Origin of the sequence: Streptomyces sp. NPDC058231 (genome assembly GCF_042882275.1) — a bacterium.
In the GTDB taxonomy this organism is placed as follows: domain Bacteria; phylum Actinomycetota; class Actinomycetes; order Streptomycetales; family Streptomycetaceae; genus Streptomyces.
On record NZ_JBHVWN010000057.1, the window covers coordinates 1 to 20,859 of the forward strand.

Annotated in this window: 20 protein-coding genes, 1 pseudogene and 1 riboswitch; of the genes and pseudogenes, 13 read left to right on the forward strand and 8 right to left on the reverse strand. The window is 72.0% G+C overall.

Annotated features, from left to right (window positions below; translation table 11 throughout):
- The 7 genes and pseudogenes from ACFVXE_RS29055 to ACFVXE_RS29085 all read left to right on the forward strand — a co-directional run.
- Positions 1-416 (forward strand): annotated as a pseudogene (locus ACFVXE_RS29055) (MFS transporter); the annotation flags it as partial.
- Between the two features lie 29 nt (positions 417-445).
- Complete coding sequence (locus ACFVXE_RS29060) at positions 446-913, forward strand: hypothetical protein (RefSeq protein WP_389675563.1); 468 nt, start codon at positions 446-448, stop codon at positions 911-913.
- Entirely contained in the window at positions 876-1,793 is a 918-nt protein-coding gene (locus ACFVXE_RS29065) for an ATP-binding cassette domain-containing protein (protein WP_389675565.1), read from the forward strand. Before ACFVXE_RS29060 ends, ACFVXE_RS29065 begins: the two co-directional genes overlap by 38 nt.
- Positions 1,765-3,852, forward strand: a complete 2,088-nt coding sequence (locus ACFVXE_RS29070; RefSeq protein WP_389675566.1) for a YhgE/Pip family protein — start codon at positions 1,765-1,767, stop codon at positions 3,850-3,852. The genes ACFVXE_RS29065 and ACFVXE_RS29070 overlap by 29 nt, the downstream gene beginning before the upstream one ends.
- A gap of 29 nt (positions 3,853-3,881) precedes the next feature.
- Entirely contained in the window at positions 3,882-4,493 is a 612-nt protein-coding gene (locus ACFVXE_RS29075; protein WP_389675568.1) for a TetR/AcrR family transcriptional regulator, read from the forward strand.
- Positions 4,494-4,865: 372 nt separating this feature from the next.
- Positions 4,866-5,483, forward strand: a complete 618-nt coding sequence (locus ACFVXE_RS29080; protein WP_389675569.1) for a DUF4126 domain-containing protein — start codon at positions 4,866-4,868, stop codon at positions 5,481-5,483.
- Between the two features lie 31 nt (positions 5,484-5,514).
- Positions 5,515-7,035: a phytoene desaturase family protein gene (locus tag ACFVXE_RS29085; RefSeq protein ID WP_389675571.1), complete on the forward strand. Its 1,521-nt coding sequence runs from the start codon at positions 5,515-5,517 to the stop codon at positions 7,033-7,035.
- 85 nt (positions 7,036-7,120) lie between these two features.
- Here the strand turns inward: ACFVXE_RS29085 and ACFVXE_RS29090 are convergent, their stop codons facing one another.
- The 6 genes from ACFVXE_RS29090 to ACFVXE_RS29115 form a co-directional block, all read right to left on the reverse strand.
- A complete protein-coding gene (locus ACFVXE_RS29090; protein ID WP_389675573.1) occupies positions 7,121-8,128 on the reverse strand; it encodes a hypothetical protein in 1,008 nt (335 codons plus the stop codon).
- Between the two features lie 50 nt (positions 8,129-8,178).
- Entirely contained in the window at positions 8,179-9,096 is a 918-nt protein-coding gene (gene metF, locus ACFVXE_RS29095) for a methylenetetrahydrofolate reductase [NAD(P)H] (protein ID WP_389675634.1), read from the reverse strand.
- 155 nt (positions 9,097-9,251) lie between these two features.
- Positions 9,252-9,905: a thiamine phosphate synthase gene (gene thiE, locus ACFVXE_RS29100; protein ID WP_389675574.1), complete on the reverse strand. Its 654-nt coding sequence runs from the start codon at positions 9,903-9,905 to the stop codon at positions 9,252-9,254.
- Between the two features lie 133 nt (positions 9,906-10,038).
- Positions 10,039-10,404, reverse strand: a complete 366-nt coding sequence (locus ACFVXE_RS29105; RefSeq protein WP_389675576.1) for an Rv2175c family DNA-binding protein — start codon at positions 10,402-10,404, stop codon at positions 10,039-10,041.
- Positions 10,405-10,446: 42 nt separating this feature from the next.
- Positions 10,447-12,195 carry a peptide-N4-asparagine amidase gene (locus tag ACFVXE_RS29110; RefSeq protein ID WP_389675577.1) on the reverse strand — a complete coding sequence of 583 codons (1,749 nt, stop codon included), beginning with the start codon at positions 12,193-12,195 and terminating at the stop codon, positions 10,447-10,449.
- 111 nt (positions 12,196-12,306) lie between these two features.
- On the reverse strand, positions 12,307-13,560 hold the full coding sequence (locus tag ACFVXE_RS29115; RefSeq protein WP_389675579.1) for an NAD(P)/FAD-dependent oxidoreductase: 1,254 nt from the start codon (positions 13,558-13,560) through the stop codon (positions 12,307-12,309).
- Positions 13,561-13,747: 187 nt separating this feature from the next.
- A riboswitch (TPP riboswitch) is annotated at positions 13,748-13,860 on the forward strand.
- Here ACFVXE_RS29115 and thiO point away from each other — a divergent pair.
- From thiO to ACFVXE_RS29140, 5 genes are all read left to right on the forward strand, one after another.
- The gene (gene thiO / locus ACFVXE_RS29120) at positions 13,858-15,054 is read left to right on the forward strand and encodes a glycine oxidase ThiO (RefSeq protein ID WP_389675580.1); all 1,197 of its coding nucleotides are present in this window, start codon (positions 13,858-13,860) and stop codon (positions 15,052-15,054) included. Its footprint overlaps the riboswitch before it by 3 nt.
- Positions 15,051-15,269: a sulfur carrier protein ThiS gene (gene thiS / locus ACFVXE_RS29125; RefSeq protein ID WP_389675582.1), complete on the forward strand. Its 219-nt coding sequence runs from the start codon at positions 15,051-15,053 to the stop codon at positions 15,267-15,269. The genes thiO and thiS overlap by 4 nt, the downstream gene beginning before the upstream one ends.
- 2 nt (positions 15,270-15,271) lie before the next feature.
- Positions 15,272-16,066, forward strand: coding sequence for a thiazole synthase (locus ACFVXE_RS29130; RefSeq protein WP_389675584.1), 795 nt, complete (start codon positions 15,272-15,274; stop codon positions 16,064-16,066).
- Between the two features lie 112 nt (positions 16,067-16,178).
- A complete protein-coding gene (pknB, locus tag ACFVXE_RS29135) occupies positions 16,179-18,134 on the forward strand; it encodes a Stk1 family PASTA domain-containing Ser/Thr kinase (RefSeq protein ID WP_389675586.1) in 1,956 nt (651 codons plus the stop codon).
- A 6-nt stretch (positions 18,135-18,140) separates the two neighbouring features.
- Positions 18,141-18,998 (forward strand): deoxyribonuclease IV, encoded by an 858-nt coding sequence (locus ACFVXE_RS29140; RefSeq protein ID WP_389675587.1) that lies wholly within the window; start codon positions 18,141-18,143, stop codon positions 18,996-18,998.
- A 117-nt stretch (positions 18,999-19,115) separates the two neighbouring features.
- Here the strand turns inward: ACFVXE_RS29140 and ACFVXE_RS29145 are convergent, their stop codons facing one another.
- A complete protein-coding gene (locus ACFVXE_RS29145; RefSeq protein WP_389675589.1) occupies positions 19,116-19,748 on the reverse strand; it encodes a sulfite oxidase-like oxidoreductase in 633 nt (210 codons plus the stop codon).
- A 154-nt stretch (positions 19,749-19,902) separates the two neighbouring features.
- Between ACFVXE_RS29145 and bfr the strand changes: the two genes are divergently transcribed.
- Entirely contained in the window at positions 19,903-20,382 is a 480-nt protein-coding gene (gene bfr / locus ACFVXE_RS29150; RefSeq protein WP_389675590.1) for a bacterioferritin, read from the forward strand.
- Between the two features lie 32 nt (positions 20,383-20,414).
- On the opposite strand, the gene ACFVXE_RS29155 is transcribed toward bfr, so the two are convergent.
- Positions 20,415-20,729: a bacterioferritin-associated ferredoxin gene (locus ACFVXE_RS29155; protein WP_389675592.1), complete on the reverse strand. Its 315-nt coding sequence runs from the start codon at positions 20,727-20,729 to the stop codon at positions 20,415-20,417.
- Between the last annotated feature and the right edge of the window lie 130 nt (positions 20,730-20,859).

Genomic DNA, 20,859 nt, shown 5'->3' on the forward strand with positions numbered 1-20,859 from the left:
GGGGGGTGCTGGGGCCTCTTCCCGTCCTGGTTCGGCGCTCTGTGTTCGTTTTTGACCTCGCGGGAGCGGTGGGGGCGCCTCATCTGGCTGTGCTGGGGCCGGTCGGTCTGCCGGCGGGTCCGGGGATCGTCTCCCTCGTGACGATCGCCGTTCTGCTGCCGACCTCGCGCCCGGAAGAAGAGCGCGCCGCCTACGGAACCGGTCCTGACACCCGCCGGTTCGGGATCGTGCTGGCGGCCGGGACGCCGGCCGCCACCGGGGCGTTCGCGGGATTTACCTACCTCGTGAAGTTCCTGGGCGACGTGAGCGGGTTCTCCCCGAGCACGGTCACGGCCCTGTTCGTGGCTTTCGGTATCGCGTGTCTGGCGGGAGTGAGCATCACCGGGGCGCTGCTGGACCGCCGCGCGCCGCGCTGACCACTGCCGTGGCCACGCAGGCGATGGGCATGCTCAGTCTGTACGCGGCCGGAACCGATCCGGTGGCGGCGGTGGTGTTCCTGGTGCTGATGGGCGGTGCCCTCGGGCCGGTGTTCATGACCACCCAGAACGAGATGCTGCATTGCGCACCAGGCCGCACGGACATCGCACGCGCGGCGAACTCCGGCGCCTACAACGCCGGTATCGCGGCGGGCGCCGCACTCGGCGGACTGGTCCTGTCGCTCGCCGACGTACGGGGCGCCTTCCTCGTCGGCGGGCTGCTGACCGTCGGGGCCTGCGCTGTACTGCTCGCTGGGCGGCTGCTGCCTCGGAGTGTCACTCGCGCCGGCGTCCGAACCGATTCATCGGGTTCGACCGTCTCCACTCGACTTTGCCTGGCGCGCACGTTCGGGCTATCTTCTTTTGTACTGACTGGTCAGTACAAAAAATGGAGGGTCTGTGGACAGCCCGCACGGGGCAGCCGTCACCGCCGATGACTTCGGGCTCAAGGGACCGCGCGGCTGGGCCTTCCGCGGAGTGCGGCTCAGCGCCGGAGCCGGCTCCCTGGTCGCGATCGAGGGCCCTTCCGGGTCCGGCCGCACCTGCCTGCTGCTCGCCCTCACCGGCCGGATGCGCCCCTCCGAAGGGTGTGCGGAGGTCGGCGGTATGCGCCTGCCGCGCCAGATGGCCGCCGTACGGAGGATCAGCTCACTCGGCCCGGTCCCCGGAGTCAGCGAGCTCGACCCGGCCTTCACCGTCGCCGAGCACCTGCGTGAACGCGCCCTCCTGCAGCGCCGCTTCGACGGTTCGCTGCGTGCCCTGTTCCGCCCCCGCGCCGAGCGTGCCGCCGAGGCCCGGGCCCGGATCGACGCCGCACTGGACGCGGCCGGGCTCGACCTCGGATCCCTGCCCAAGGGCGGACGGACCTCCGTGCGCGATCTGGAGCGGCTGGAGGCGCTGCGGCTGTCCGTGGCCCTCGCCCTGATCAGCCGGCCCCGGATGCTGGCCGTGGACGACACCGATCTCAAGCTCTCCGATGCCGGGCGCGCCGAGGTCTGGGAGCTGCTGCGTTCCGTCGCCGACGCAGGGACGACCGTACTCGCCGTGTGCAGTCAGGCACCCGAGGGGGCGGTCACCGTGCGCACCGGCGCCGGCGCCGAGGACGCGGCGCCGGCGGATGCCGCCGCCGACGCTCAGGACGCCGCACAACCGCCGGCCCCCGCGCAGACCGCCGCAGGCACGGGCACGGAGCCCACAGGGACCCCGGCCAGCCCGGACACCACAGAGACCACAGACGTCACAGAGACCGCAGACGCCGCAGAGGCGAGGACCGAGGAGGGGACGGCCGATGCGTTCGCCGAGACTGGCCGCGCTTGAGCTGAAGCGTTTCGGCAGGGGGAAGCTGCCCCGTGCCGCGCTCGTCGCGCTCCTGCTCCTGCCCCTGCTCTACGGAGCCCTCTACCTGTGGTCCTTCTGGGACCCGTACAGCCGCCTCGACAAGATCCCGGTGGCACTGGTCAACGACGACAAGGGCGCCACCGCCGCCGGGCAGCACATCGCGGCCGGTGACGAGATCACCGGCCGGCTGCTCGCGTCCAGGGTCTTCGAGTGGCACGAGGTCAGCTCCGCCGAGGCCGGGCGGGGCGTCGAGGACGGTACCTACTACCTCTCGCTGACCATGCCGTCGGACTTCAGCAGGCGGATCGCGTCGAGTTCGGGCGACTCCCCCGAGACCGGCGCGCTGCAGGTGCGGACGAACGACGCGAACAACTACATCGTCGGGCAGATTTCCCGAACGGTGTTCTCCGAGGTCCGTACCGCCGCGTCGGCCAACGCCTCGCGCGGCTTCCTCGACCGGATCTTCATCTCCTTCTCCGACCTCCACGACGCGACGGCGAAGGCAGCCGCGGGCGCCGACGATCTCAAGGGCGGGATCGGCAAGGCGAAGAAGGGCTCCAAGGACCTCGCGGACGGCCTGAAGGACGCCAAGGCGGGAAGCGGGCGTCTGGAGAGCGGGATCGTCAAGCTGAACAAGGGCGCCGGCGATCTGGAGACCGGCTCCCGGCAGGTCGCCGACGGCACCCAGCTCCTCGCGGACAAGGTCAACGGCGTGGCGGCAGACGTCCGCCCGTACCTGAAGGACAACGGCAGGGCGATCGGTGACGCGGCCCGGCTGGTCTCCGATTCGTCGCAGACCGTACGGGACAACCTGGACCTGCTGGTGCGGGCGGCACCCACCGCGGCGACCGCCGCCCACAAGGCCTCCGACGACCTGGACGACGTCTACCGCACCCGCTGCGAGGAGCTGCCGCTCCCCGATCCCACCGTCTGTCCCCCGCTGAAGCGGGCCACGACCGCGGCGGCCGATGTCGCGAAGGTCGCCGACGACGTGAACGCGCTGGTGAAGAACGAGAACGGGGACCTGAAGAAGCTGCGAGGACAGCTCACGGCCCTGCAGAAGCAGGCCGACGCCCTCGCCGAGCGCTCCCCGCACCTGGACGAGGACCTGAAATCCGCCGTGGCGAAGATCAACGCGCTCAACACCGGCGCCCACCAGGTCGCCAGGGGTGCGGACGACCTGCACACCGGCCTGAGCACGGCCAGGACCGGATCCACCGACCTCGACACCGGCGTCGGCAGGCTGAAGACCGGTGCGACCGACCTGGACAGCGGCCTGATCCGGCTGAACGACGGATCGGCCACGCTCGCCCAGGGGCTGAACGACGGCGTCGGCCGGATCCCCGACTACGACAAGCAGGACCGCGACCGGCGCACCGATGTGATGGCCGACCCGGTGAAGCTCGCCTCACAGTCGCTGCACAAGGCCCCCAACTACGGCACCGGATTCGCCCCGTACTTCATCCCGCTCTCCCTCTGGGTCGGCGCGATGGTGGCCTACATGCTGATCCAGCCGCTCAACCGGCGGGCGCTCGCCGCGGGCGCCTCCGCGTGGCGGATCGCCTTCGCCGGCTGGCTGCCGGTGGCCGCGATCGGTCTGCTGCAGGTCGCCGCCCTGATGTCCGTACTGCACTGGGGCCTGGGTCTGCAGATGGCCCACGCCGCCGGGACGATCGGCTTCCTCTCCCTGGTGACGTGCTGCTTCGCCGCGATCGTGCAGTGGCTGAACGCCCGGTTCGGGGCGGCGGGACGGATCCTCGTCCTGGCCTTCCTGATGCTGCAGCTGACCTCGGCCGGGGGTACCTATCCCGTGCAGACCAGCCCCGGATTCTTCGGGGCGATCCACCCGTACCTGCCGATGAGCTACATCGTGATCAGCCTGCGCAGGCTGATCACGGGCGGCGGACCGGGGCCGGTCTGGCAGGGCTGCGCGGTGCTGCTGGCGTTCACCGCGGGGGCGCTGGCCCTGACCGCGGTCTCCGCACGGCGCAAGCAGGTGTGGACCCCGGCCCGGCTGCATCCGGAGCTGAGCCTGTGAGAGCGCCGGAACCTGTGAGAATCGACCGCATGGACAGCAGCAGCACCACGCGCCGCCAGGCCACCCGGCAGAAGCTCTACGAGGCGGCCGTCACTCTCATCGCCGAGAAGGGCTTCTCGGCGACCACGGTCGACGAGATCGCCGAGCGCGCCGGGGTCGCCAAGGGCACGGTCTACTACAACTTCAAGAGCAAGACCGAGCTCTTCGAGGAGCTGCTGCGGCACGGCGTCGGGCTGCTGACCGCTTCGCTGCGGTCCGCCTCCGAGGAGACAGCCGGCCGCGGTGGCACCCGGGTCGAGGCGCTGGACGCGATGATCAGGGCGGGCCTGGTCTTCATCGACCGCTATCCGGCCTTCACCCAGCTGTACGTCGCCGAGCTGTGGCGCACCAACCGCGCCTGGCAGTCGACCCTTCTGGTGGTGCGTCAGGAAGCCGTCGCCGTCGTCGAGGACGTGCTGCGCGAGGGGGTCGGGAACGGCGAGCTCAGCAAGGAGATCGACATCCCGCTGACGGCGGCCGCACTGGTCGGCATGGTCCTGGTTGCGGCCCTGGACTGGCAGGCGTTCCAGCCGGAGCGGTCGATAGACGATGTGCACTCGGCGCTGTCCCTGCTGCTGCACGGACGGGTCAGCGGGCGCTGACGCACCCTCCGCCGGGAGGACGCCCGCACACGGAGGCGCCGGCCCGGCGAGGCCCGATCCCCCCGGACCTCGCCCGCCCGGCGCTTCCTGTGCGTTCTCCGCTTCCGGAGAGCCGTCCCCCGGACCCCGTGTGTTCCCCCGTGGTCCCCGGGCCCTCCGTCCTGCGCCCCCGTTACGGAAGGAGTGCGGCACCCGCTCCGCCGCCCCGTGCCGGCGGCGCCGGCGCTGCGCCCCTTCCGTCCCCCCACTCTCCCGTCCGTGCAGGTGGGAGCCCATCCGCGCAGCTACTCATCTCGCCCACTAGGTACGGATACTCAGGGCTGCGCACCCGAACCCGCCCGCGCGGGACAGCACCTGGTTACGATCGCGTCCGTGTCCGTACTCCCCCTGGTGTTCACAAGCGGCTGGGCGAGCGGGATCAACGCCTACGCGGTGGTCCTGCTGCTCGGCATCTTCGGTGCGACCGGCGTCACCGACGAAGTGCCGGCGTCGCTGCAGCGCACCGATGTGCTCCTGGTGGCCGCCCTGCTCTTCCTCTGCGAGGCGGTCGCGGACAAGATCCCGTACGTGGACTCGGTCTGGGACTCGGTCCACACGGTCATCAGGCCGGTCGCCGGGGCTGTCGTGGCGGCGCTGCTGGCCGGTGAGAGCGGTTCGCTGCCGGAGCTCGCGGCGGGGGCCGTCGGTGGCTCCACGGCGCTGATGAGCCATCTGGTGAAGGCGGGCACCAGGATGGCGGTGAACACCTCCCCCGAACCCGTCAGCAACATCGTGGTGAGCACGGCGGAGGACCTGGGCGTCGCCGGGATCATCACGTTCGCGATGTTCCATCCGCTGGCGGCGGCGGTGGCCGCCGCGACGCTCCTCCTCCTCGGCCTGGTGATACTGGTCTTCCTGGCCTCCCGGATCCGCCGGTATCTGCGCCGCAGAGCCCAGCGGCGGGAGGAGAGGCGCCTGGCCGGCACGGGTTCGCGCTGGCCTCACGACTGAGCTGTCGGTGGTGGCCGCTAAGGTCACTGACATGGCACGTATTGCGGTGATCGGCGCCGGGATGGGCGCGATGGCGGCGGCCGCCCGGCTTGCCGTGGCAGGCCACCGGGTGACGGTGTACGAGCGGTCGGAGACCTTCGGCGGCTCGGTGGGCCGGTACACCCGCGACGGGTTCGCCTTCGACACCGGCCCCTCCCTGCTGCATCTTCCCGCTGTCTACCGCGATCTGTTCGTGAAGACCGGCAAGGAGCCGCTGGAGCGGTGCGTCACGATGACACAGGTCGATCCGGCGAGCCGCCACCTCTTCGCCGACGGCACGTCCGTCTCGCTGCCGAACGCCTCGCGGGCCGGTGTGGTGGCCGCCCTGGACGCCGCGCTGGGAGCCGGTGCGGGTGACAGCTGGGGCGGGTTCCTCGACCGGGCCAGGGACGCCTGGGACCGGTCCCGGCGGCCGCTGCTCGAAGAGCCGCTGCGCGCCGACTGGGAGGTGCTGCGCCGCGATCCGTACCCGGCGGTGCGTCAGCGCCGGCTGCTGCGTTCCGCACGCCTGGCGGGCACGGTGGCGGAGATCGGCGCCTGGGAGCTGACGGATCCCCGGCTGGCCGCCCTGCTCGACGGGTACGCGCTGTCGTACGGCCTCGATCCCCTGCGCGCACCGGCGGGCGCCGCCCTCCTGCCGTACATGGAGGAGACGTTCGGCAGCTGGTACGTGGCCGGAGGCATGCGGGCGCTGGCGCAGGCGGTGTACGAGCGCTGCCTGGCCCGGAAGGTGGAGTTCACCTTCGGTGCCGAGGTGGCCGGTGTGGTGGAGAAGGACGGCCGGGCGGCGGGCGTCGAGCTCGCGGCCGGCTCGGTGGCCGAGGCGGACCACGTGGTGCTGGGGGCGTGGCCGCGCCCGGGCCTGGTGCCGGGTCAGCAGCTCTGGCGGGACGGTGATGTGACGGTCCAGCCGCGACCGGGCGGCGCGGCGACGGTGCCGGGCAGGTTCCAGGTGCTGCTGTCGCTGCGTGGCGCCCGGCCCGCGGACGCGGCGCACCGGACGGTGGTGCACGGCCCGGACGGGGCGGCGGAGCGCGCAGCGGTGTTCGGCGGCCGGCTCGCCGAGCGTCCCACGGTGACGGTGATCCGCCCAGACGACCCGTCGACCCGCCCCGACGCCTCGCACGAGGCCGTGACGCTGACGGCGACGGTCGCCCCGCACGGGGCGGTCGACTGGACGGACGAGGCGCTGCGCGGGCGCTGCGCGGACACGTTGATCGATGCCGCGGCGGCGGTCGTCCCCGGTGTGCGCGAGCGGCTGCTCCACGCCGAGGTACGGACGCCCGCCGAGAGCGCCGCCGAGACCGGTGCCGAGGGCGGCTCGGTGCCCGCGCCCGCGCTGGCCGGGGCCGACGGCGCGTATCTGCACGCGGGTAACCGCACCCGGCTGCCCGGGCTCTACCTCGCGGGCGGCTGGTCGCACCCGGGCGGCGGGCTCGCGCACGCCGGGATGTCGGGTGCGCTCGTCGCCGGACTCGTCGTGGAGGGTGACGGCTTCCGCGGCTCCCAGTGACCGGGCCCCCGCCTGCCGGCCCCGTGGGTCCGGCGCCCGGACGGCCGGGCGCCGCCTCGCGGGCGGGGCGGTCCCCGGCCGTGGGTCAGTAGCGGAACCGGTCGCTGTAGCCGGTGTTGTCGTAGTCGTTCGGATTCGGGCCGGGCTGCTCCGGCGACGCAGGCCGGTACTGCTCGCCCTCGCGCTGCTGCGGCACCCAGACCCCTCCCGGAGGGGTCTCGGAGGCGTACTGCTGGGTGTACGGGTCCGCCGCCGGGTAGTGCTGCTGAGCGCCGTATCCGTCGTAACCCGCGTAGCCGTCCTGCCCGCCGTTCTGCGGGGCGGAGGCGGTCCCGATGTACGGGTCGGAGTACGCCGCGTACTGCTGCTGGCCCGTGCCGTAGTCGTACTGCGCGGCGTAGGGGTCCTGGGCCGGGTACGTGTCCTGCCCGCCGTAGCCGTCCTGTCCGCCGTACGTGCCCTGGGCGGAGTACGTGCCCTGGGCGGTGTACGTCTCCTGCGCGGCGTAGGTCTCGTGGGCCGCGTACGCGTCCTGGGCAGGTGCGTTGTACGTGGAGTAGTCGGTGTACGGGTCGTACTCCGCGTACTGCGGCTGTCCCTGGGGCTGCTGGGACCGGTGCGCGGGCTGGGGATCGGTGTAGATGCCGTACTGCCCGGTGTCGTCGGGCAGCGGCTCCGGCTCGTAGACCGCGGACGCGGTCACGGACGTCCGGGCGTCGTGGTCCTCTCCGGCACGGCCCGTCCGGTCGTGCTCCACCTCGAGGTCCGACACCTCCAGGGTGGGCTCCCGGCGGGCGTCCCGGTCGCCGCCCGACCTGCGACGACGGCTCTCGCCCGGGCTGCCCCCTATGGCCCAGCCGGTCGAGAAGCCGCGCCGGAAGGAGAGCGTGACGTAGGTCTGGCCGGTGGCGAACGCGATCGCGCCGACGGCGATGACCAGCACGGACGGCATCAGCACACCGACGACCACACAGGAGAAACCGGCGAAGGCGAGCAGACGCCAGCGCAGCCGCGCCTTGTACTGCAGGAGCACTTCGCCGAGCAGCCACAACGCGACAATGCCGAACGCGATGTAGAGGACTGTCCAGCCCATGCCCGCCCCCTTCTACGGCCACCGCCCCGGGTCGTGGCGGGTACGGCCGGTCACGACTGCTTGTGCAGTCCGAGATTCTCGTAGATTTCGAGCGTCGCCGTCGAGTTGTTGAGCGTGATGAAGTGCAGTCCGGGCACACCCTCGGAGCGCAGCCTCGCGCAGAACTCCGTCGCGAACTCAATGCCAATGGAGCGTACAGCGGCGGCATCGTCCTTGACGGCGAGGATGCGTTCTTTCAGCGACGACGGCAGCGACGCGTTGCTGAGCTGCGGAAACCTTTCGAGCTGCTTGACGCTGGTGAGGGGCATCACTTCGGGGATGATCGGCGTTTCGCAACCCGCAGCGACCACGCGGTCACGCATCCGCAAATAGTCCTCCGGATCGAAGAACATCTGCGTGATCGCGTAGTCGGCACCGGCGCGGCACTTGTCCACGAAATGCCTGATGTCGGCGTCCCAGTCGGCCGACCGTGGGTGCATCTCGGGAAATGCCGCCACGCCGACGCAGAAATCGCCAGATTCCTTGATCAGCCGGACGAGGTCGGCCGCGTAGCGCACACCCTGCGGGTGCTCGACCCATTCGCCCATCGGGTCGCCCGGCGGGTCTCCGCGCACGGCGAGGATGTTCCTGATCCCGGCGTCGGCGTACTGCCCGATCATGTTGCGGAGCTCGGCGACGGAGTGGTTGACGGCCGTCAGGTGAGCGACCGGCGTCAGGGTGGAATCGGCGGCGATCTGCTCGGTGGCCCGCACGGTCCCGGCCCTGGTCGAGCCACCGGCGCCGTAGGTCACGGAGACGAAGCTCGGGCCCACCGCCTCGACCCGGCGCAGCGCATTCCAGAGATTCCGCTCGCCCTTCTCGGTCTTGGGCGCCCAGAACTCGAACGAGTACGAGGTCTTGCCGGTCGCGAGGAGCTCACGCACGGTGCGCGCGTGATCTGTCCTGGTAGAGGGAGTGCCAAGGGCCATACTGAAGGTTAACCAGGGGGCGGCGGCCCCCCAACCAGTCCGGCGGCAATTGCCCGAATTGACTGGCGGTTTGTCCACCCCTCGGACAGCCCCGTACGGCTGTCGCCACCGTCGGGCGGGTCCGCCGACGTCCCGGACGGTCCGCGACGCACCCGTCAGCCCTCGGCGCGCTCCCTGACCCGCTTCGCGAGTCCGGCGGCGGCCGACGCCGGATCGTCGGCCTCGGTGATGGCCCGCACGACGACGATCCTGCGCGCTCCCGCGTCCAACACCTCGTCGAGGTTGCCCGCGTCGATCCCGCCGATGGCGAACCACGGGCGCGGCCGGCCGAGCGAGGCTGCATACCGCACGAGGTCCAGGCCGGGTGCGTACCGGCCCGGCTTGGTCGGGGTGGGCCAGCAGGGCCCGGTGCAGAAGTAGTCCACGCCGGGGTCGGCGACGGCCGCGTCGACCTCGGACTCGGCATGCGTGGAGCGGCCGATCACCACAGCCTCGCCGATGACGGCGCGGGCGGCGGGCACCGGCAGATCTCCCTGGCCGAGGTGGAGGACGTCGGAGCCGATGGCATGCGCGACGTCGGCGCGGTCGTTCACGGCGAGGAGCTTGCCGTGGCGCCTGCAGGCGTCGGCGAACACCGCCAGGTGTTCCAGCTCCTCGGCCGCTTCCATGCCCTTGTCGCGCAGTTGCACGATGTCCACCCCGGAGGAGAGCACGGCGTCGAGGAACCCGGGAAGGTCGCCCTGACGCCTGCGGGCGTCCGTGCACAGATAGAGCCGGGCGTCGGACAGCAGCGCGCGAGCCGTGGACATGGCGCGGTTCCCCCTCGATACAGCGGTACTGAAGTTCGGTCTGTGCGGTGGTGCGGAGACGGCGGTACGGCGTGGCGCGGGGTGCCGGCCGTGCACAGCTGCACGGCCGGCACCCCGCGTGCGGTCGTCCCGGTCAGACGGCGAGCGCCTGGGCGCGGCGCTTCACCTCCGTGCCGCGGTTCTCGCTCAGCGCCTGGGCGGGCGTGCCCGGCAGGGTCGGGTCGGGGGTGAAGAGCCACTCCAGCATCTCTTCATCGGTGTAGCCGTCGTCCCTCAGGAGCGTCAGGGTGCCGGAGAGGCCCTTGACCACCTTGTCGCCGTCGATGAAGGCGGCAGGCACCTGGAGCGTCCGGTTCTCACCACGCCGTACGGCAATGAGCTGGCCCTCCTTGACCAGCTGCCGTACACGCGTCACCTCGATATCGAACATTTCCGCGATATCGGGCAGGTGGAGCCAGGCGGGGACGAGAGCATCGATCTTTGCGTCAATCTCGGTCACGGGACAAGCCTGCCATCCCGCGCCGACACTCGATACCCGGACTCAGCCCTTCAGGGCCTCGCGGACCACGTCGGCGACCCGGCAGGGGGTCCGCCGGTCGCCGGTGACCCAGCCGTGGGCGGTCTCCAGGGAGCGCGAGTAGCAGGCCCCGGCGTCCGTGGTGCCCCGGTACCTCTCGGCCGAGGTTCCGTCCGCCGCCCGGACGACGCCGCCGGTGCGGACGAGGCTGCCGGTCGCGTCCACGGTGTCGTCCGTGACCGCGTCCGTGTGCCAGCCGTGCCCGGGGCCCGTCCGGGAGGTGTCGACGAGCACCCGGCGCTGGGTGACGGCGGCCCGTAGGTCGTAGTTGTTGTAGTCGCCGTAGACCGGGATGTCCATGTCGACGTCGACGGGGTAGGACCAGGCGTGCCGCCGGACATCGGTGCGCCCGTCCGTCCCGGTCGTCACGGTGGTCACCCCGTGGTCACGCTGGTGCATCGTCTGCTGCTGTCCGGTCCGGGAGACCGTGTCCGTGTTGGTGTACGCGACGTCCTGCTCGACGGTGGTGCTGACCCGGCCCTTCGAGGTGAGGACGTACCCGGAGATCCGCCAGGACCGGGCGGCCGACACGGAGACCTCGGTGGAGCCGTCCTCGCGCGGGGTCCGGACGGTCCTCACCTCCGGGACGGAGCCGAGTGAATCGGTGGTGACCCGGCCGCCGGTGCGGGCCGCGTGCGCGTCCGTGCGCAGGAAGAGCGAACCGTCGACGGTCCAGCTGTCGGCCGCGCCGTACGGGGTGATGGCGACGGCGTGCGGCCTGCCGTCGGCGAGCTCCCCCGCGAAGGGGGTGAGGTCGACGTCGTACGCCTCGGTCCGGAACTGGTCGACGGCCGGCACCGGCCGCCACAGCGTCGGCACGATGCCGCCGGAGTAGACGACCGGGTACGGCTGGGCGAGGCCCGCGGGCCGCCCGTCCACCGCGACCTGCACCTCACGGTAGGGGCCGCCGCCGCAGAGGTAGTCGGGGGCGGTGGCCGCGAGGTCGTCGGGCACCGCGTCGAACCACTGCTCGTCGCATCCGCCGCCGCGTGCGTACACCTCCAGACGGGCGCCGGTCAGATTGCGCGGGAAGGTGACCGAGGTGCTGGTGGAGCCGCCCTTGCCGACGTTCATCCAGGGGGCGCCGGTGGAGCCGGTGTCGCCCAGGGGGACGATCCGGTCAGCCGTGGCGGCGGCCGGGTGACGCCTGTCGGCCTGGTAGTACGTGATCGTCAGTTTGACGCCGTACACACCGGTGTAGGTGTCGTTGACAACGTTGCCGAGCTCCAGCTGCAGCTTCTGCGGGTCCTTGAGGAGCGGCGCGAATTCGGTGATGTCCTTGGCGACGTGCCAGCTGACGCCGTCGTCGTCCGGCTCGGCCGTGCTGGTGCGGAAGACCTCCGCGCCGCCGACGAACACCGCGGCGAGCCGGTCGTACTGACGGCCCTTCACGTCGGCCGACCAGTCGAGGACGACCTTGTTCCAGGGGCCCTCGCAGCGGGCGGGCGGGGTGAGCGTGGTGGTGTACGGCGGCCCGCCGAGGGTGTTGCCGAAGTCGTGCTCGACGGCCGTCACCGCGCAGTGCCGGGTGTCCGGACGGGAGACCGGCGGCAGCGCGTCGACCGGGTCCTGGTAGTCGACGGCGGGATTGGAGCCGGGGATCGGGGCGGTGCCCGCGTACGCCGGGGCGGCGAGTGCGCCGCCGACGAGGGCGATCGAGGCCGAGGCCACGGCGATGCCGCGCAGCGCGCGGACCCATCGGTGCCGGAACATGTGCATCCCTTCGGGAGAACAACGATCCAAAAGATGCACAGTGCACCAGCATGGCCCGTCGCCCAAGGGCGGGTCCGCATGCCGGACCCCCACCGCGCCCCGGGCGAAGGGCTACTGACGGGTCGTGGACTTCAGCGGTACGGCGGGATCGGCGGCCCGTACCGGATCGATCCGCGCCCCCGACTCGATGAGCCTGCGGCCCTGGGCGAGGTCGCGCGGCCGTCCGACGGCGAGCACGGCGACCGGCGCGCCGTCGCGCAGCCACAGCACCGACCAGTCGGGATCGCCCGGGTCACCACGCCACAGCCGGGTGTCGGCGTCCGCATGATGGCCCGCGTACTGCACGAACCGGCCGAACTGCTCGGACCAGAAGTACGGCACGGGGTCGTACGCCGGCGGCGGCGGTGTCCCGGCCGCCCCGGCGGCGATGATGTTGGCCGCGGCCGTCCGCGGGCCCTGGAGGGCGTTGTCCCAGTGGTGGACGAGGAGCCGGCTGCCGTACCGGGCGGACGGGAAGGAGGCGCAGTCCCCCACGGCGTACACATCCGGCAGCGAGGTGCGCAGCGCGTCGTCCGCGGTCACCGATCCGTCCGGCCCGAGCGCGATGCCGGAGCCGGCCAGCCAGCCGGTGGCGGGCCGGGCGCCGATTCCGACGACCACCGCTCCGGCCGCGAGCGTACGGCCGTCGGCGAGGATCACCCGGCCGGGCTCGACGCGCTCCACCCGGGTTCCGGTGAGGAGTTCGACCCCGCCCTCGGCGTACCAGCGGGTCATAGGGGCGGCGACCTCGGCGGGCAGAACGCCTGCGAGCGGCCGGTCGGCGGCCTCGACGACGGTCACCTCGCAGCCCGCGGTGCGGGCCGCGGTGGCGAATTCGGCCCCGATCCAGCCGGCGCCGACCACCACCACGGTGTGCTGCTCGCCGAGGACCGGCCGCAGCCGTGCGGCGTCGTCGAGGGTGCGCAGCAGATGGACGCCGGGCACCCCCTCGGAGCCGGGCAGCACCACCGGTTCCGCGCCGGTGGCGATGACCAGGGCGTCGTACGGGACCGGTCCCGCGAGGGTGTCCAGTTCGTGCGCGCCGGCCCGTACTCCGGTCACGTCCCGGCCCAGTTGCAGCTCGATGCCGAGCGCCTCGAAGTCGATGTCGAAGGCGGAGTCCTCGGCCTTGCCGAGCAGCACCGCCTTGGACAGTGGGGGCCGGTCGTAGGGCTGGTGCGGTTCGGCGCCGATCAGGGTGACCGGACCGGTGAAACCCTGTTCCCGCAGGGCCACCGCGGTCTGCACGCCGGCCATGCCCGCGCCCACGACGACGACGCGGTGCCCGGTCCGCGGCTCCGGCCGCTCTGTCTGCTGCTCGCTCACCGGTCCACCTTAAGCACCTGGCTTTCGGTCAGATGCGCGGTTGCTCCGCCACGCGCGCACCGCCGCCTCCCCGACCCGGCCCGGAGCCGGGCGGGCGACCGGCGGGAGGAACGGGGCCGCCGAGCGGACGGACCACCGCGGCCGCTCCCTTACCGGGCCGGAGGGGCGAGGTTTAGGGTGGCCACCGGAAGACACTCGCGGGAGCCCGGACGCACCGGGCTGAGAGGGAGGCTGGGCGGCCTCCGACCGTACGAACCTGATCCGGGTCATGCCGGCGAAGGGAGGGGCTGGACGCCCATGCGTTCCTCGGGGAACACCTCCGTACACGGATCCGACGTCCTCGTCGTCGGGGGCGGGATCATCGGCCTGGTGACCGCCTGGCGGGCGGCGCAGCGTGGTCTGCGCACCGCGGTCGCCGACCCCGATCCGGGCGGCGGGGCCGCTCGGGTCGCGGCCGGGATGCTGGCCGCCGTCACCGAACTCCACTACGGCGAACAGATGCTGCTCGGTCTCAATGTGGCCTCCGCAGCGCGCTATCCGGACTTCACGGCCGAGCTGGAGGCGGCCGCCGGCCAGGACATCGGCTTCCGGGCCTGCGGCACCCTGGCGGTCGCACTCGACGCCGACGACCGCGCCCATCTGCGGGAGCTGCACGCACTGCAGCAGCGCTCCGGGCTGGAGTCGGAGTGGCTCACCGGCCGCGAGTGCCGCCGCCTGGAGCCGATGCTGGCGCCCGGGGTGCGCGGCGGGCTGCGGGTCGACGGCGACCACCAGGTCGATCCCCGTCGGCTGGCCGCCGCACTGCTGACCGCGTGCGAGCGGGCCGGGGTCGCCTTCCACCGCGACTGGGTCCGGCGCCTGACGGTGCTGCGGGACCGGGCCGCCGGAGCCGTACTCGCGGCGGGTACGGAGCTCGCCGCCGACCAGGTCGTCCTCGCCGCGGGGAGCCTCAGCGGACAGCTCGCCGGGCTGCCGGACGAGGTCGTACCGCCGGTCCGGCCGGTGAAGGGGCAGGTGCTGCGGCTGACCGTGCCCGCCCCGTACGCGCCCTTCCTCACCCGCACCGTGCGGGCCGTGGTCCGGGGCAGCCATGTCTATCTCGTACCCCGCGAGAACGGCGAGCTCGTCGTCGGCGCGACCAGTGAGGAGATGGGCTGGGACACCACCGTCACCGCAGGCGGGGTGTACGAGCTGCTGCGCGACGCCCACGAGCTGGTGCCCGGGATCACCGAACTGCCGCTCACCGAGACCCGGGCCGGACTGCGCCCCGCCTCTCCCGACAACGCCCCGCTGCTCGGTCCGACCGCCCTGCCCGGCCTGCATCTCGCCACCGGCCACCACCGCAACGGCGTGCTGCTCACCCCCGTCACCGGTGACGTCATGGCGGAGCTGCTGACCACCGGGGAGCTGCCCGCCGTGGCCCGCCCCTTCGCCCCGGGACGGTTCGCCCCCGTCCCGCCCGCCGCCCCCGTATGTCAGGAGCAGCCCGCATGACCGACGCCCCCTCGCTCACCGTCTCGGTGAACGGTGACCCCCGTGCGATCGCCGCGGGCACCACTCTGGAGACCCTGATCGCGACCCTGACGGCGGCGTCCTCCGGCGTCGCCGCCGCCGTCAACGAGACCGTCGTCCCGCGCAGCCGGTGGTCGGCCGCCGCGCTCGCCGACGGCGACCGGATCGAAGTCCTCACCGCCGTCCAGGGGGGCTGACCATGTCAGACGATCTCTTCGCCCTCGGTGACACCGTCTTCGGCTCCCGGCTGATCATGGGCACGGGCGGGGCACCCAGCCTCGAGGTGCTCGAACGCTCCCTGACGGCGTCCGGCACCGAGCTGACGACCGTCGCGATGCGCCGCCTCGACCCGACCGTGCAGGGGTCGGTCCTCTCCGTCCTCGAACGTCTTTCCATCCGCGTCCTGCCGAACACGGCGGGCTGCTTCACCGCGGGCGAGGCCGTCCTCACCGCTCGGCTGGCCCGCGAGGCACTGGGCACCGACTGGATCAAGCTGGAGGTCGTGGCCGACGAGCGGACCCTGCTGCCCGACCCGATCGAGCTGCTGGACGCCGCGGAGGCCCTGGTGGACGACGGTTTCACGGTGCTGCCCTACACCAATGACGACCCGGTGCTCGCCCGGAAGCTGCAGGACGTGGGGTGCGCTGCGATCATGCCGCTCGGCTCCCCCATCGGCTCCGGGCTCGGCATCCGCAACCCGCACAACTTCCAGCTGATCGTCGAGCAGGCCCAGGTGCCGGTCATTCTCGACGCGGGCGCCGGAACCGCCTCGGACGCCGCCCTCGCGATGGAGCTGGGGTGCGCGGCGGTGATGCTGGCGTCGGCGGTGACCAGGGCGCAGGAGCCCGAGCTGATGGCGGCGGCGATGCGGCACGCGGTGGAGGGCGGGCGGCTCGCGTACCGTGCGGGCCGGATCCCGCGGCGCCACTTCGCGGAGGCCTCGTCCCCGGTGGCGGGGCGGGCGGTGCTGGATCCGGAGCGGCCGGCGTTCTGAGCCCGCGTACGCCCCCCGGAGCTCATGTCCCTGTCACGGCTCGGCTGCAGTACGGCCCCGGGATCGCCCCGGCCAGTCGGGCATGTCATCGGCGGCTCGTAGACTCGCTTGCGTGGATACGACCCTCCAGGACCCTTCCCCGGCCTTCGGCCGGGGAGACCCCATCGTCGGTCAGCTGCTCGACGGCCGTTACCGCGTCGATGCCCGCATCGCCGTGGGCGGGATGGCCACCGTCTACCGGGCCATGGACACCCGGCTCGACCGGGTGCTCGCCCTCAAGGTGATGCACCCGGCGCTCGCGACCGACGCCTCGTTCGTCGAGCGCTTCATCCGCGAGGCCAAGTCCGTGGCACGGCTCGCGCACCCCAATGTGGTCGCGGTGTTCGACCAGGGCGCCCAGGGGGCGTACGTCTACCTGGCGATGGAGTACGTCGCGGGCTGCACGCTGCGCGACGTCCTGCGTGAGCGCGGCGCCCTGCAGCCGCGGGCCGCGCTGGACATCCTGGAGCCGGTCCTGGCCGCGCTCGGCGCCGCGCACCTGGCGGGCTTCGTCCACCGCGACATGAAGCCGGAGAACGTCCTGATAGGGGACGACGGCCGGGTGAAGGTCGCGGACTTCGGTCTCGTACGTGCGGTCGGCGCGGTGACGAACACCACCGGAACCGTCCTGGGCACCGTCTCCTATCTCGCCCCCGAGCAGATCGAGCACGGCACGGCGGACACCCGCGTCGATGTGTACGCCTGCGGTGTCGTCCTGTACGAGATGCTGACGGGCACCAAGCCGCACACCGGTGACTCGCCCGCGCAGGTCATCTACCAGCACCTCAACGAGGACGTACCGCCCCCCTCGGCCACCGTTCCCGGGCTCGCGGCCGGGCTGGACGCACTGGTCGCGAGCGCCACCGCCCGCAACCCCGAGCTCCGGCCGTTCGACGCGGTGGCGCTGCTCGCCGATACCCGCGCCGCGCACGCCGGTCTCACCGACGCCCAGCTGGACGCCGTGCCCCCGCAGGCGCTCCCCGGGGCGGGCGCCGGGGACCGCACCGGCGGCGAGGACCGCACGAGCGTGATCCCCCGGGTGCTTCCGCCCGGCCAGGGCACCGCCCACCACACCAGCCGGCTGGAGATGCCCCCGCCGGAGCCGCCCCGGCAGGAGCGGCGCGGACCGCTGCGCAGGGGTCCGGGGCGCGGCATGCTCGCCGCGGTCGTCGCCGTGCTCCTGGTCCTGGGGGTCGGCGCCGGTGTCTGGTACATCAACTCGGGACAGTTCACCCGGGTCCCCTCGCTGCTCGGCCAGACGGAGCGGACGGCCAGGCAGCGGCTCTCGGACGCGGGGCTCGAACTCAAGCGGGTCAAGCACGCCTACAGCGACGAGGTCGAGCGCGGCAAGGTCGTCGGCAGCGATCCGAAGTCCGGCGCCCGGATCCGGGGCAACGGCTCGGTGACGATCACCGTCTCGCGCGGCCCGGAGATCGTGAAGGTGCCCGACCTCCGGGGCGTCGCGCTCGCCGCGGCCAGGCAGACGCTCAAGGAGCGGGGTCTGGTGGCCGGCATGGTCACCAGGGAGTTCAGCGAGGAGTTCGCGCGGGGCGACGTGATCAGGACGGACCCCGAAGCGGGCACCGGGCGCCACCCGGACTCCGCCGTCGCCCTGGTCGTCAGCAAGGGCAGTCCGGTCGATGTCCCCGACGTCACCGGGCTGTCGGTCCAGGACGCCACCGACGCACTGGACGGGGAGGGGCTGAAGGTCGAGGTGCTGCCCGGCCGGGTCAGCTCCCCGGAGGCCGAGGGCGACATCGCCCGGCAGTCCCCGGGCCAGGGTGCGCAGGTCGCCGAGGGCGACACCGTCACACTCACGGTCTCCAAGGGCCCGCGGATGATCGATGTGCCGGATGTCACCGGCAAGGACGTCGACGAGGCGACACGCCTGCTGAAGGCCGCCGGCTTCGAGGTCAAGGTCGACCGCCCGTTCCTCTCCTTCAGCGACGAGATCGCCGACCAGTCCGTCGACGGCGGCGACCGGGCCCCCGAGGGCAGCACCATCACCATCAAGACCAAGGGACTCTAGATTCACATGCGTAATCCGGTCGGTGGCCATGTCCCCGTGGCCGGCGGCCTTGCCAGGGCCGGCCTGTCCTACGCCCGCGAAATGGGGGCGGAGACCGTCCAGGTGTTCGTCACCAACCCGCGCGGCTGGGCGACCCCGAAGGGGAACCCGGCGCAGGACGAACAGTTCCGCGCCGAGTGCGCCGCCCGGTCGATACCGGCGTACGTCCACGCCCCGTACCTGATCAACTTCGGCTCGCACACCGAGGCCACCGTCGAGAGGTCCGTGGACTCGTTGCGCCACTCCCTGCGCCGCGCCCGGGAGATCGGTGCCCTGGGCGTCGTGGTGCACACCGGCTCGGCGACCGGCGGCCGGCCCCGCTCGGAGGCCCTGGCGCAGGTCCGCACACACATGCGGCCGCTCCTGGACGAGCTGACGCACGAGGACGACCCGTATCTGCTGCTGGAGTCGACCGCCGGGCAGGGGTTCTCGCTCTGCTCGCGCACCTGGGACTTCGGTCCGTACTTCGAGGCGCTGGACGCCCATCCCAAGCTCGGCATCTGCCTCGACACCTGCCACATCTACGCGGCCGGCCACGATCTGGCCGGGCCGGCCGGCATGCAGCAGACCCTGGACCTGCTGGTGGACACGGTCGGCGAGGGGCGGCTGAAGCTGATCCACGCCAATGACTCCAAGGACGTGGTGGGCGCGCACAAGGACCGGCACGAGAACATCGGCGCCGGGCACATCGGCGAGGAGCCCTTCCAGGTGCTGTTCTCGCACCCGGCGACGGCGGGGGTGCCGCTGGTCATCGAGACGCCGGGCGGCAAGGAGGGCCACGCCGCGGACGTGGCGCGGCTGAAGGCGCTGCGCGACCGGGCCTGAACAGCTTGGGGACGCGACACCCCTGAGGGGTACACCGCTGCCGATCGGCCGCGGCAGGGGGCACCGGGGCGACGCACCGAGAGCGGCACCGGGGTGGTGCCGCGCCGGAGCCGCAGGTCAGAGTTCGGGGCCGTCCCCGGGCTCCTCCTGGTAGGAGTAGCGCTGCTCGCGCCACGGGTCACCGACGTTGTGGTAGCCGCGCTCCTCCCAGAAGCCCCGGCGATCGGCCGTCATGTACTCGATACCCCGGACCCACTTGGGCCCCTTCCAGGCGTACAGATGCGGTACGACCAGACGGAGCGGGAATCCGTGCTCGGCGGTGAGCAGCTCACCGCCCTTGTGGGTGGCGAAGAGCGTGCGGTCCGAGGTGAAGTCGGCGAGCCTCAGGTTCGAGCTGAAGCCGTACTCGGCCCAGACCATCACGTGCGTGACCTGGGGCGCGGGGGGTGCGAGCGCCACGATCTCACGGGCGAGCACCCCGCCCCACTCGGCGCCGAGCATGCTGAATTTCGTGACGCAGTGAAGGTCGGCCACGACCGAGGAGAACGGCAGGGCGGAGAATTCCTGATGGTTCCAGCAGTGCTTCTCACCGTCCGCCGTGGCCCCGAAGACACGGAACTCCCAGCGTTCGGGCCTGAACTTGGGGACGGGCCCGTAATGGGTGACCGGCCAGCCACGCTGCAGTCGCTGTCCCGGCGGAAGCTCGGACTGCTCTGATTCGCGGTATTCCCGGCTTTCCGGCTGACCCATGCCTCCATGGTGACAGACAGGCAGGGGTGGTCATGACCAGGGCAGGTGCCTATTCGGGCAACTCGCACTAAGCCTGTACTTACTGGACGGCCGGATGGTGCGGTGCGAGGATGCGGCCAACTTGCCCAGTTCACCGGTGGAAGGAGCCTCTGCGATGCAGGGCGACCCCGAGGTCATTGAGTTCCTGAACGAACAGCTGACCGCCGAATTGACTGCCATCAATCAGTACTTCCTGCACGCGAAGATGCAGGAGAACTTCGGCTGGACGAAGCTCGCGAAGTACACCCGCGCCGAGTCGTTCGACGAGATGAAGCATGCCGAGATCCTGACGGACCGAATTCTCTTTCTCGACGGACTCCCCAACTACCAGCGGCTCTTCCATGTACGCGTAGGGCAGACCGTCACCGAGATGTTCCAGGCCGACCGCCAGGTCGAGGTGGAGGCGATCGACCGACTCAAGCGCGGTATCGACCTCATGCGCGCGAAGGGCGACATCACGTCCGCGAACATCTTCGAGTCGATCCTGGAGGACGAGGAGCACCACATCGACTACCTCGACACCCAGCTGGAACTGATCGAGAAGCTCGGCGAGCCGCTCTACATCGCGCAGCTGATCGAGCAGCCGGAGAGCTGAGTCCGGGAGGACCCGGTCCGGAAGCGCCTGACTCAGGCCGCGTCAGGGAGCCGGACGGCCGGGGCCGGACCGGAGGCCATGGCCGGGAGTCTGCCGGGCGCGATGCCCGGTTCGACGCCGGGCCCGGAGGCCCGGTCGATGCCGGCATCGAGGTCCTGCTGCTGATCGAGCAGCTCACGCCTCGCGCACGCGCCGCGGCCGAGCATCGCCTGGATCCTGCGGACGCAGCCGCCGCAGTCGGTCCCCGCCTTGCAGGCGTTGGCGATCTGGCGGGGGGTGCACGCCCCGGCGTCCGCATGGTCCTTCACCTGCTGTTCCGTGATGCCGAAACACGAGCAGACGTACATGCGGTTCACCTCCCGGCGCGACGGATCGGGTATGCGGCCCCGTTGGTGAGGCTAACCTAACCTTACCCGGCGCCCGCGCCCCGTAAAGCCCCGGAACGGACTGTGGGGCACGGATCACATCGATCCGTGC

Excerpts from the sequence above, each read along its gene's own strand:
- metF (WP_389675634.1), bottom strand. The coding sequence starts at position 9,096 with ATGGCCCTTGGCACTCCCTCTACCAGGACAGATCACGCGCGCACCGTG.
- ACFVXE_RS29070 (WP_389675566.1), top strand. The coding sequence starts at position 1,765 with ATGCGTTCGCCGAGACTGGCCGCGCTTGAGCTGAAGCGTTTCGGCAGG.
- thiO (WP_389675580.1), top strand. The coding sequence starts at position 13,858 with ATGCGTTCCTCGGGGAACACCTCCGTACACGGATCCGACGTCCTCGTC.
- thiE (WP_389675574.1), bottom strand. The coding sequence starts at position 9,905 with ATGTCCACGGCTCGCGCGCTGCTGTCCGACGCCCGGCTCTATCTGTGC.
- ACFVXE_RS29145 (WP_389675589.1), bottom strand. The coding sequence starts at position 19,748 with ATGGGTCAGCCGGAAAGCCGGGAATACCGCGAATCAGAGCAGTCCGAG.
- ACFVXE_RS29155 (WP_389675592.1), bottom strand. The coding sequence starts at position 20,729 with ATGTACGTCTGCTCGTGTTTCGGCATCACGGAACAGCAGGTGAAGGAC.
- ACFVXE_RS29130 (WP_389675584.1), top strand. The coding sequence starts at position 15,272 with ATGTCAGACGATCTCTTCGCCCTCGGTGACACCGTCTTCGGCTCCCGG.
- ACFVXE_RS29110 (WP_389675577.1), bottom strand. The coding sequence starts at position 12,195 with ATGTTCCGGCACCGATGGGTCCGCGCGCTGCGCGGCATCGCCGTGGCC.
- ACFVXE_RS29090 (WP_389675573.1), bottom strand. The coding sequence starts at position 8,128 with ATGGGCTGGACAGTCCTCTACATCGCGTTCGGCATTGTCGCGTTGTGG.
- bfr (WP_389675590.1), top strand. The coding sequence starts at position 19,903 with ATGCAGGGCGACCCCGAGGTCATTGAGTTCCTGAACGAACAGCTGACC.
- ACFVXE_RS29140 (WP_389675587.1), top strand. The coding sequence starts at position 18,141 with ATGCGTAATCCGGTCGGTGGCCATGTCCCCGTGGCCGGCGGCCTTGCC.
- thiS (WP_389675582.1), top strand. The coding sequence starts at position 15,051 with ATGACCGACGCCCCCTCGCTCACCGTCTCGGTGAACGGTGACCCCCGT.
- ACFVXE_RS29075 (WP_389675568.1), top strand. The coding sequence starts at position 3,882 with ATGGACAGCAGCAGCACCACGCGCCGCCAGGCCACCCGGCAGAAGCTC.
- ACFVXE_RS29060 (WP_389675563.1), top strand. The coding sequence starts at position 446 with ATGCTCAGTCTGTACGCGGCCGGAACCGATCCGGTGGCGGCGGTGGTG.
- ACFVXE_RS29085 (WP_389675571.1), top strand. The coding sequence starts at position 5,515 with ATGGCACGTATTGCGGTGATCGGCGCCGGGATGGGCGCGATGGCGGCG.